This is a genomic window from Shewanella profunda, assembly GCF_023283765.1.
Lineage (GTDB): Bacteria > Pseudomonadota > Gammaproteobacteria > Enterobacterales > Shewanellaceae > Shewanella > Shewanella profunda.
On sequence record NZ_JAKILG010000077.1, the window covers coordinates 1 to 10580 of the forward strand.

The following is a 10580-nucleotide window of genomic DNA, read 5'->3' on the forward strand; positions in this document are numbered from 1 at the left end:
TGTGGAACCACCTGATCCCATCCCGAACTCAGAAGTGAAACGCAAACGCGCCGATGGTAGTGTGGGGTCTCCCCATGTGAGAGTAGGTCATCGCCAAGCGCCTAATTATCTCATTGAGATGCAACTAAGCCAGCTGAATAAGCTGGCTTTTTTGCGTCTGGCGTTTATTGCCATGCTTTCAAGTTTATTAATCCTAGATTGCTACACTATCGTTGTACTCCATTAATTAGCGGAAGATCGTAAGTCCTTTTGCTTAGTAACTTGTTTCCCGTTAGCATACGAAATAATTCGTTATTTTGTAAAAGGCTGCCGAGTGCAGATGCTTAGAAAACTTTCACTCGCTGTATTAATCCCTTTCTGTATGCTGACACTTTATTTAGTGTTGGTAGTAGGGGAGTATCTGTATGAGAGTGATCAAGTACGCAGTGAGCTTGCCGAACGTCAGGTTACTCTAATTAAACAGCAGCTTTTGAGGATGCAGGCTGTTGTACAATCGGCACAAGTTTTACAGGATGTGGAGCGTATAGAACAAGAAGTGTCATTGGCTGCGCTGGATATGAACACTATGGTTTATATCTTAGTAGATATGGACAGTCGGATCCGTTTTGCTAACCATACTGTTTGGCGCGATAGTAGCGCAATCCAAGTTATTGATGGCTATGATGTTGTACGGCATCATGCTGTTGCTCAATCCTCTCTTCCACAAATATCTGTCAATATGGAGCGTTTAACGATTCAGGCCTATTATCCTGTAATCGCTCAATATCCAGGTGCAGTTGAATTAATTTATCTCGAATCTGACTTAGGCCCTTTAGTATCAGAAGCTTCTACCAAGTTACAGCAGCGATTTATGCGTGTATGGGGCTTGGGTGGGTTGTTATTGATTGGTTTTACTTTAATTTTATATTCCCTATTAATTCGACCATTCAAGATTTTGAGTGAAACTGCAAAGCATATAGGTACACCGGAATTTTCTACTCTCATTCCTTGGAGTTCTTCAGAGGTTTTGTCGCTACAGAACAGTTTGCAGGAGGTGCATGCACGTTTGGGGAGAGCTGTAAAACAGTTAAATGACAGTGAGCAGCGTTGGTTGTTTGCCGTAGAGGGGTCTCGTAATGGCATTTGGGACTGGGATATTAGTACAGGTGAAGTCTTTCTTTCAGATCGCTGGAAAGAGATGATTGGTTACGCCCCTGATGAGCTAAATAGTGTTTTTCAGACCTGGGAAGCGCGGCTGCATCCAGAAGATAGAGAAGCAGTTTTAGATTGTTTGCAGGAATACATCAGCGGTAAAAGCAAAGAGTTTGAAAGTGTTCATCGACTACAGCATCGTGATGGCCATTATATATGGGTGCTCGATCGTGGCATGTTAGTTGACTGGGATCATCTAGGCCGTCCAACGCGGATGATAGGTATCCATGTAGATGTATCGGAAAGTGAGAAAAATCATGCGGCAATTACTGAGTTAGTTGAGCATTCAGTTGCGGGACATAGGATGTTACCTGCGGCATTTATGGAGCGTTTGTCCCAATTCGTGACTCAAGGAGATAGTTCTGGTCATTGGGGGGGATTATTTTTTGTGGAGGTCGAGGGTTTAGGGATAACGGACTCGCTAACATCCCATGAAGTTGAGCGCTTATTTACGCAGATTGGTGCGAGACTATCGAGTTACTTCACTGACAATATTATTGTGGGGCACTTAGAGTTAGGGCACTTTACGTTACTGGCTAAAGAATTATCGACTGAGGCTGAGGTGGCAGCGCGTCGAGCTTTAGCTTTAGCGACTGAGTTGAGACAAATCATTGCAAGACCATTTCATTATAGGGGTCATCAGCTTGAATTAAATGCCAATGTGGGTATTTATCTACTTGATCCAGTTGAAACATTAGAGCCTACGATCGTCATACGCCGTGCCGAGTTGGCAAAAAAACATGCGAAGTTGCTAGGGCAAGCAGGCTGCGCTTTTTACCATGCAGAGTTAGATGTACGCCAGAGCCGTGATGAGCAATTACAACATGAGCTTAAGTTAGCAATAGAGCATGAAAAGTTATCATTAATGTTTCAACCCATTGTAGATGTAACGGGTGAAATCCTCTCTGCAGAAGTATTGTCACGTTGGTATTTAGCTAATGGGGATGTTGTTCCACCTTCTGAATTTATTGCTCTTGCTGAACGTAGTGGTTTGATTGCTGAGTTAGATTTGAGTGTCGCTAAGCGAGTGTGCATATTATTACAGCAAGCAAATGATCAAGGTTTATCCTTACCTCGAATGACGATCAATATTAGCCCGTTATCATTTTGCCAGGTTGACTTTATCGAGCACTTAATCACTTTAGTTGGTACCTATTCTATTCACACTAATCAACTTGGCATTGAATTAAATGAGTCTGCGCTGCTCTTACAAGATGCTTTTGTGAATGAACGTATTACCAAGTTAGTGAAGACGGGGGTGCCAGTCATTCTAGATAATTTTGGTTCAGGTCACAGTGCGTTAAGTTGTTTAATAAAATATCCGATAAGTGAAGTGAAGCTAGATATGAGCTGCGTCGCCTCGATCACCTCAAAGCAGATATGGCAAAAAGCATTGATCCAATCTGTGTTGCCATTTGACCTACGCTTAGTTGCTAAAGGGGTGGAGTCAGCACAGCAGCAACAGATATTTACAGCATTAGGTTGCCATGCTTACCAAGGCTATAATTTTAGTCGCGCACTAAACTTCACTGATTTTAAACAGCTTTTTTATTCAAATCCTCTGTTGCGTAGTGTTTGAAAAAAATCGATAGCCGCTTTTAGCGCTTGATTGCGATAGGTATCTTTTTCCATAAAAATTTCATGGGCAGCGCCTGCAATCACTTTCAATTGGCAGTTAGAGCTGACCGCTAGATTTTGTGCTGCGTTATCAACGATTTTATCCTCGCTAGCCTGCAGTATTAGTATGGGTGTTCGAATGTGTGCAGTGGCTAATACGCAGGTATCGGCCGCATCTAAAGATTCAGTCAACCATCGATTAGTGGGTGAACCGAGTTGAAGCTTAGGGGCCGCGTCATACAACTCTCGGTAGGCTTGGTATCGTGCTTGGCTATGAGTTAAATCATTCCCTTTAAAGGGGACAGTTTTGTAGTTTTGTCCACTGAGCACATAGTTAGGCTCACCACCATTAAGGCTGGTATCTAACTTACTTGCTAGCCAACGCACAAATCCCTTTGGCATTGGCAGTTTAATGCCGTACATAGGCGCAGAAAATGCCGCAGCGGTAAAAATATCGGGATGCTGTTTGAGATACAGAGTGCCAATCGCGCCACCCATTGAATGGCCGAGTAGCATGAGCTGTTTGTCGTTTTGTGGTAACACTTTCTTCTGCATAAACAGTGCAAAATCATCGATATAATCATTGAACCTTCGCACGTGGCCCATGTGTGGATTGATTGTCATACGATCCGATAATCCTTGGCCACGGTGATCTATGGCATAAACGGAGTAACCCTGTTGGTACAAGTCGAAGACTAATTCTTGATACTTTAAATAGGATTCGACTCGGCCACTGCTGAGGACGATTGCGGTATGCGCTTGGGGATGTTTGACCATCATATAGGCCAGCGAGATGCCATTGGCTGTGATCAGCGTATCTTGAACAACGCTTTGCCAGAAGGCTTGCTGCTCTGAGGTATTTAAATCGTGTTCAGTCGAAAATGTCGCTTTGGCTTGGCTCATACTCAGTCGCAAATCATTTGGCTTGGATGGTTTGCTAGAGTGTAACAGACAACCATGGGAGTCTGAAAATACCGATTCCCATGGATTTGATTAACTTAGCGTGTCGCCTTTTTAGCTTCAATAAAGTCATTGATTTGTTGTTCTAGAATCGACATTGGCACCGCGCCATTTTCGAGCACAGCATCGTGGAAGGCCCGAATATCAAATTTGTCACCCAGCGCTTGTTCGGCGTTAGCCCGTAGACGTTTAATCGTTAATTCACCAATTTTGTAAGATAAGGCCTGCCCCGGCCATGTGATATAACGGTCAATTTCGGTGGTGACATTATGCAGCGATAATGCGGTATTGCTGGCCATAAAGTCGATGGCTTGTTGACGACTCCACCCTTGGGCATGCATGCCTGTATCTACGACTAAACGCGCCGCGCGCCACATTTCATAGGTTAGACGACCAAAATTGCTATAAGGATCTTGATAGAACCCCGCTTCAAGACCTAAATATTCGCTGTATAAACCCCAACCTTCACCAAAGGCCGAAATATAACTATAGCGGCGAAAGTCTGGCAATGCACTGAGTTCTGAATTGAGTGATATTTGTAGATGGTGCCCAGGTACGGCTTCATGGAGGGTTAAGGCTTCTAATTCATACAGCGGACGTTTATCTAGTGCGTAAGTATTGACCCAGTAATAACCCGGCTCATCGTCACGATTAGATCCTGAGTAACGTCCAGAGGTGTATTTGGGTGCAATTTCTGCGGGAACAGGAGCTATACCATAGGGTTTACGGGGAAGTTTGCCAAAGTACTTAGGCAGCATGGCATCGGCTTTTTTGGCAATAAATGCAGCTTCCTTGAGTAATTGTTCGGTACTAGTAGCATAGAACTGAGGATCGGTACGCAAGATGTGTAAAAAGTCTGCAAAGCTGCCTTTAAAGCCAACCGACTTGATAATTTGTTCCATTTCTTGGCGGATACGCTTTACTTCTTTTAAGCCAAGCTCATGCACTTCGGCCGATGTCATATTTAAGGTCGTATAGTAACGTACCCGATTCTCATAAAACTCAGCACCGTTAGGTAAGCTACTGGCCGCGATATTTTCCCGTGCATTGGGAATGTACTCTTTGGTCATAAAATCATAAAAGTTTTGGTATAGAGGCAAAACTTTTTGCTCGACTAAAGCGCGCCCTTCTTGGGTTAGCTGAGCTTTTTGCGCCTCAGTGAAATAGCTGGGATATTGAGTAAAAGGTTTGAAATATCCGCTCTTTTCCACTGGGACTATATAAGCACTGATACTGTCTTCAAAGCCATTGAGTGTCACTTTAGGCGGCGTTATTCCCTCGGCTAATCCTTGTTTTAGCCAGTGAGTTTGCTGGGCGAAATAGGTCGGGAGTGCATTGAGTTTGGCAATATAGTTGCGGTAATCCTCAAGGGTGTTGAATCTCCCCTGTGCGATTGACGTGATATAAGCGTGGAAGCCGCTTTCCGCCGTAATGGGCAGGTAATAATCCTTGAAACGATACAGGTCGACATCGTTTTGGATCTGATCTTCCAGTATTTGAGCGTTAATCTTATCTTCTTTACTCAAGCCGCTGCGGTCGAGTGCTTTGAGCTGCGCTAATACTGCTATTTGACCTTGATTAAGCTTAGCGAGCGCGGCTAGGGATAGATCCGCTAACTTTCCAGCGGCACTAGCATCGCCCATGCTGTAAGCCATTTCAGGACTCGCGCTGAGCTGTAATTGCCAGCTCTGGTCGATAATCGCCTGCAGAGCGGGAGCAATAGGCGCAACTGGTGATTGTGTTGCCGATATTGTCTGTGGTGCAGCAGTTTGGATATTCTTTGTGGTTTGAGTGGTACTGCAGGCGCTTAATGCGCATATCAATAAACTGGGGGTTATGAGTTTATGCATGTTAGATCTCTGATATTTTCGTTGTTATTGAAGTCATTATGCCTGAGGTATTCAGCAAATCCTTGTTTGGATATTAAGCAGAATTGTGACTGAATGTGAATTTAAATGCGTTTGGTGCATAAATGCCTCTGAAAATGCGTGTTAAACTTAGTGTCCGCCCGCGACCAAATAACAAAAGCATTGGCTGGGTAGTTCAAATAGGGGTTAAATATGATTGATACATCCATTCCATTGGTGGATCTGCATCGTCATCTAGACGGTAATGTGCGGGTAAATACCATTTGGGAACTAGGACACCAACACGGCATTGCGCTACCTGCCGATTCTTTAGAGACGCTCGCACCTTTTGTGCAAATTCAGGGTAAAGAAACCAGCTTAGTCGCCTTCTTAAAGAAGCTCGATTGGATGGTTGCTGTACTTGCAAATTTGGATGCGGTTAAACGCGTGGCCTATGAAAACGTCGCCGATGCGGCGTTATCTGGCTTAGATTACGCCGAATTACGTTTTAGTCCTTACTATATGGCGATGAACCATAAGTTACCGATTGAAGGCGTGGTTGAGGCGGTAGTTGACGGCGTTAAAGCGGGCTTAAAAGACTATAACGTGAAGATCAATTTGATTGGGATTCTGTCACGTTCATTCGGTCAAGGGGCTTGTACTCAGGAACTTGAAGGGTTACTCGCCCATAAGCAACATCTAGTAGCGATGGACTTAGCCGGTGATGAATTGGGCTTCCCTGGCGAGTTATTTAACGATCACTTTAAACGTGTGCGTGATGCTGGACTTGCGATTACAGCTCATGCTGGTGAAGCTGCAGGTTCACAAAGTATGTGGCAAGCGATTCAAGAACTTGGCGCGACTCGAATTGGTCATGGGGTGAATGCGATTCACGATCCTAAACTGATGGAATATCTTGCTAAGCATCGCATTGGCATCGAATCTTGCCCAACCAGTAACTTGCATACTTCTACGGTGGCTTCTTACTCTGAGCATCCTTTTAGAACCTTTATGGATGCTGGTGTGTTGATAAGCCTTAACACTGATGATCCCGGTGTGAGCGCTATCGATATTAACCATGAGTATTGTATCGCCAAATCTGAGCTTGGATTAACTGAGATTGAGTTAGCACAAGTACAACGCAATGGGGTTGAAATGGCATTCTTATCTGACAGTGAGCGCAAAGCGCTTTATGCCGCTAAGGTATAAGTCGATGTTAAGCCATTAATAAAAATAGCCGCAAATAAAAAATCCGACTTTAGAGTCGGATTTTTTGTGCAACATTTGCGAGTGCTGCAAAGAGCCTTTAGATCACGCGAGAGAACTGCTGTTGACGTGCTTTTTGGCGATAGTAAAGATCAAAGCACATACAGATATTGCGGATCAATAAACGACCTGTCGGGCTGATAGTGATTTTTCTGTCAGCAACGTCAACTAGTTTATCGTCGATAAAGGTCTGCATTAATTTAAGATCTTCAGCGAAATAGGTTTCGAAGTTAATCCCAAGTTTCTCGTCAATTTTGGCCATATCTAAATCGAAGTGGCAAATCAGCTGTTTAATCACCACGCGGCGAATTTCATCGTCACGGTTTAGGCTGCAACCTTTCCACAGGGCATGGCCGTCTTTATCTATGGCTTCATAGTAAGGACGGATATCTTTCTGGTTTTGTGCATAGCAATCGCCAATCTGACTGATGGACGATACGCCAAGACCTAACAAATCGCATTCTTCTTGGGTGGTATAACCCTGGAAGTTGCGGTGTAGTCTGCCTTCACGCTGTAACTTGGCTAACTCGTCATCGGGCTTAGCAAAGTGGTCCATACCGATATATTGGTAGCCCGCGCCGGTTAAGGTCTCGATAGTTTGGTGCAGCATTTCGAGTTTTTGTTTTGGCGAAGGTAAATGCTCGTCTTTGATCTTACGTTGAGCGGCAAAGCGCGCAGGTAAGTGAGCATAGTTAAATACCGACAGACGGTCAGGCGATAAATCAAGAACGCGCTGCATAGTTGTGGCAAAGGTTTCTGGCGTTTGGTGTGGCAAGCCATAGATTAAATCTATGTTGGTCGACACAAAACCCATGGCTTTAGCTTTGGCCATTAAGTCAAAGATAAATTGCTCATCTTGCTCACGATTTACGGCAATTTGGACTTCTTTATTGAAATCTTGTACGCCGATGGAGATCCGGTTAAAGCCTGCTTCTTTCAAGGTATCGAGCATTGAAAGTTCAATCTCACGGGGATCGACCTCAATCGAAAACTCGCCTTCATCAGCAAAGTTAAAGTTGGCTTTAATTAATGCCGTGAGCTTAAGGATTTGCTCTGGGTTTAAGAAAGTGGGTGTACCGCCGCCCCAGTGCATTTGGGTCACACTGTAATGTTTAAACAGGGGTGCACGTTTAATAATTTCTTGGCTTAAATATTCAATGTACTGATCTGCTTTGTGCTGGTGGCGGGTGATGACTTTATTACAGCCGCAGTAATAGCAAAGCTTGGCGCAGAACGGGATATGAATATACAGCGATAGCTTATCGCTTTTGCTAGTTTCAATGGCAGTTAATAGACTTTGTTCGGTGAAAGAATCATCGAACTCTAATGCCGTTGGGTAAGAGGTATAACGGGGACCGCTGTAGTTATATTTTTCGATCATCGACTGATCCCAGCTAATCTGAGTGGGCTGCTTCAAGGCGTGTCCTCCGAGGGTAAATTAGCAACAAGCGAAGTATGCAAGGTTCTATGGTAAATAACCTTGATCTAGGTTGTAAAAATGAAGTCTGTATTTTTAGAAGTTACGCAATATCTATGAAAAAGGTATCAATGTCTGTCATTTTTTGGAGGTTTTGTGCACAGGTTCACGGGAAGATGTTTTGGGCGGTGCGAAATAATGTGGGGTAGATGAACTCAAAAGTCACCTTTTTGTGGTTTTGAGGCCGAAAACTGGTGTGTTTAGTGTGTTGCTTTGTGTTGGTAATTGGATAACTTTTTTGCATCAACACTGATGCCTTCGGCGAGTTCGGCTTCTGACTTCATGCGAACAAAATCGAGTTTCATTCTTTGCTGCTTTGGCAGTGCCTGGCGCGCGTCCATTATGGGATGATCTTTAATTAACTCAAAGTGTTGGAATAATGAAGGAAACTCTGGTGCCACCCGTTCACTGAGGGATAAAATTTCGAATAAGCGGCCAATTCTCACAACGCCTTCGGATATTTCACAGCGGTCTTCTATCATTGCACTAGCGATATAGCGAATATCTTCTAAAACTTGAGCACGTTTGGCATTTGCTGCTACTTCACGTTCGGCATGCGCTATCTGCTGACGCTGTTTTTGCCGCTTTAGTTTTAAGAGTAAAAAGGTAGCGTAGCTACTCAGCGCAACTATGATGGTCAAACCGAGAATAATGATGGCCGTAGACACAAATACTCCTTATGTGAATATCATAAAAACAAAGGCAATTATGCCTTTGTTTTTATGCGTTAACCTACAGGTTAGAATTTATCTTGGTAATCTTTGAGTAAATCAGCGCCTGACTCAAATTTGTCGAACAGCTCATCGTCAGATAGGTTTTTAGCTTGAGCTGGTGTATTGTCATCCAGTTCATCACTTATTCCAAGTTTGATCATCAGGGCTTCAATCTTATTTAACTGTTGATCTAACCATTTTTGATCGGCGTCATTAAGGTCACGACCTTCTTCTAACATGTCGAGCAATTGGTTTAGTCTTGGATCTTCTTCCAGTTTCAACAGCTTTTGTTCATCAGTTAGTTTAGGTTGTTTAGCTTTTGCTGTTTGCGTTGTCTCTGTTGCCGCTGGAATGGCTAAAGCCACGGGCTTTTTACTGCCATGGCGTGGATCTTTCTTTTGCGTTGCAGTTTGCTGCGGAGCCTGAGCAAGGATCAATCCTTCATTATGACGACTACCTGACTTATTACCGCTTTCTTTACGTTTGCCAGTTGCTACAGCACGGTCTTGCTTTTTCACTCTTGGCTGCAACTTAGGGCTGTTCTCGCCGCCCTTGCGTGTTTTCTTGCTACGAGACATGGTTTTCTCAATTATTTAAAACGTGTGGCCTTACAGATACTAAATAATGCTATCTATAAGGTGCTAAATTAGGCCGGGTGTTATACCAGATTATGATGTTTTTTGCATCAAAACGAGATCCTTCGCGGCAAATAATAGTTCAAAATCACTATTTTTTGCCAGATATTCAAATGTGTGTCTTTGGTAGAAACTCACATGGGTGAGATTATTTTTGTAATGCCACTTAGCAAAACTATCTAAATCAATTAGTAAAGGAGTGCTAATTGCTAACCATCCACCTGGACGCAATAAACGCGAGAGTAGACTCCATTCTTTCATGGGGTTCTGAAAATGTTCAAAAACGCGATAGCAACAAATAAAATCATACTCTTGCTTTAGTGTTTCGTGGTCTGGTGCAAAGAAGGGATCATATTGGTTTAATTTATGTCCTGCATCTTCGATAGTCTCTAGACTTGCATCATCGAGTATTCGTCCAAAATTGAGTCCCAGCAAATGCCCTGCTTGCTGATGTTGTATTTGCTTTAGTAGGGGCAAAATAAATTGTGATAACTGCCGTTGCTTCGATGGTGCACGTGAGCTGCCATAGCGTTGTTTTTCGGCTGTAGGGGGGAGATGACTATTGGCATCAGCAAAGGTTAACCCGCAAGTCACACAAACATAAAAACTTCTCTTTTTATCCTGAAGGAGTATGTATGTTTGGCTGTTATGACAAAGAGGACATCTGCGCATTGAGTCAGCTAAAATGGTTATTAAGACGTTGATTATACCAATTATATTAGCTCAGTGCACATTTTAGAGATTGTTGTTGATTGTGAATTACAATGTCTAGTCCTGAAATAAGTTGACACTTATTTCCACCTAAAACGCCTGATGAACCTCATCGGGCGTTTTGTATTTTAAGGCCAAATGCGGCCGTCGTTGATTATATATG

At 43.4% G+C, this 10580-nt stretch carries 7 protein-coding genes, 1 rRNA gene and 1 pseudogene; 3 read left to right on the forward strand and 6 right to left on the reverse strand.

All coding sequences use genetic code 11. The annotated features are described in order from the left end of the window. Positions 1-99, forward strand: a 5S ribosomal RNA gene (rrf, locus tag L2744_RS20850); the annotation flags it as partial. Positions 100-319: 220 nt separating this feature from the next. Then, positions 320-2770: an EAL domain-containing protein gene (locus L2744_RS20855; RefSeq protein WP_248993673.1), complete on the forward strand. Its 2451-nt coding sequence runs from the start codon at positions 320-322 to the stop codon at positions 2768-2770. On the opposite strand, the pseudogene L2744_RS20860 reads toward L2744_RS20855, so the two are convergent. Both L2744_RS20860 and L2744_RS20865 read right to left on the reverse strand, forming a co-directional pair. Next, positions 2727-3711: pseudogene (locus L2744_RS20860) on the reverse strand (alpha/beta fold hydrolase). The gene L2744_RS20855 and the pseudogene L2744_RS20860 sit on opposite strands and share 44 nt — an antisense overlap. 95 nt (positions 3712-3806) lie before the next feature. After that, complete coding sequence (locus L2744_RS20865; protein ID WP_248993674.1) at positions 3807-5618, reverse strand: DUF885 domain-containing protein; 1812 nt, start codon at positions 5616-5618, stop codon at positions 3807-3809. Between the two features lie 210 nt (positions 5619-5828). Here L2744_RS20865 and add point away from each other — a divergent pair, with 210 nt between their 5' ends. Further along, the gene (gene add, locus L2744_RS20870) at positions 5829-6824 is read left to right on the forward strand and encodes an adenosine deaminase (RefSeq protein WP_248993675.1); all 996 of its coding nucleotides are present in this window, start codon (positions 5829-5831) and stop codon (positions 6822-6824) included. 97 nt (positions 6825-6921) lie between these two features. Here the strand turns inward: add and hemN are convergent, their stop codons facing one another. The 4 genes from hemN to L2744_RS20890 form a co-directional block, all read right to left on the reverse strand. Beyond that, positions 6922-8298 carry an oxygen-independent coproporphyrinogen III oxidase gene (gene hemN / locus L2744_RS20875; protein ID WP_283104058.1) on the reverse strand — a complete coding sequence of 459 codons (1377 nt, stop codon included), beginning with the start codon at positions 8296-8298 and terminating at the stop codon, positions 6922-6924. A gap of 260 nt (positions 8299-8558) precedes the next feature. Next, the gene (locus L2744_RS20880) at positions 8559-9026 is read right to left on the reverse strand and encodes a DUF2489 domain-containing protein (protein WP_248993677.1); all 468 of its coding nucleotides are present in this window, start codon (positions 9024-9026) and stop codon (positions 8559-8561) included. A gap of 71 nt (positions 9027-9097) precedes the next feature. Further along, entirely contained in the window at positions 9098-9649 is a 552-nt protein-coding gene (gene yihI, locus L2744_RS20885; RefSeq protein ID WP_248993678.1) for a Der GTPase-activating protein YihI, read from the reverse strand. Between the two features lie 90 nt (positions 9650-9739). Continuing rightward, entirely contained in the window at positions 9740-10378 is a 639-nt protein-coding gene (locus L2744_RS20890) for a class I SAM-dependent methyltransferase (RefSeq protein ID WP_248993679.1), read from the reverse strand. Positions 10379-10580 lie beyond the last annotated feature (202 nt).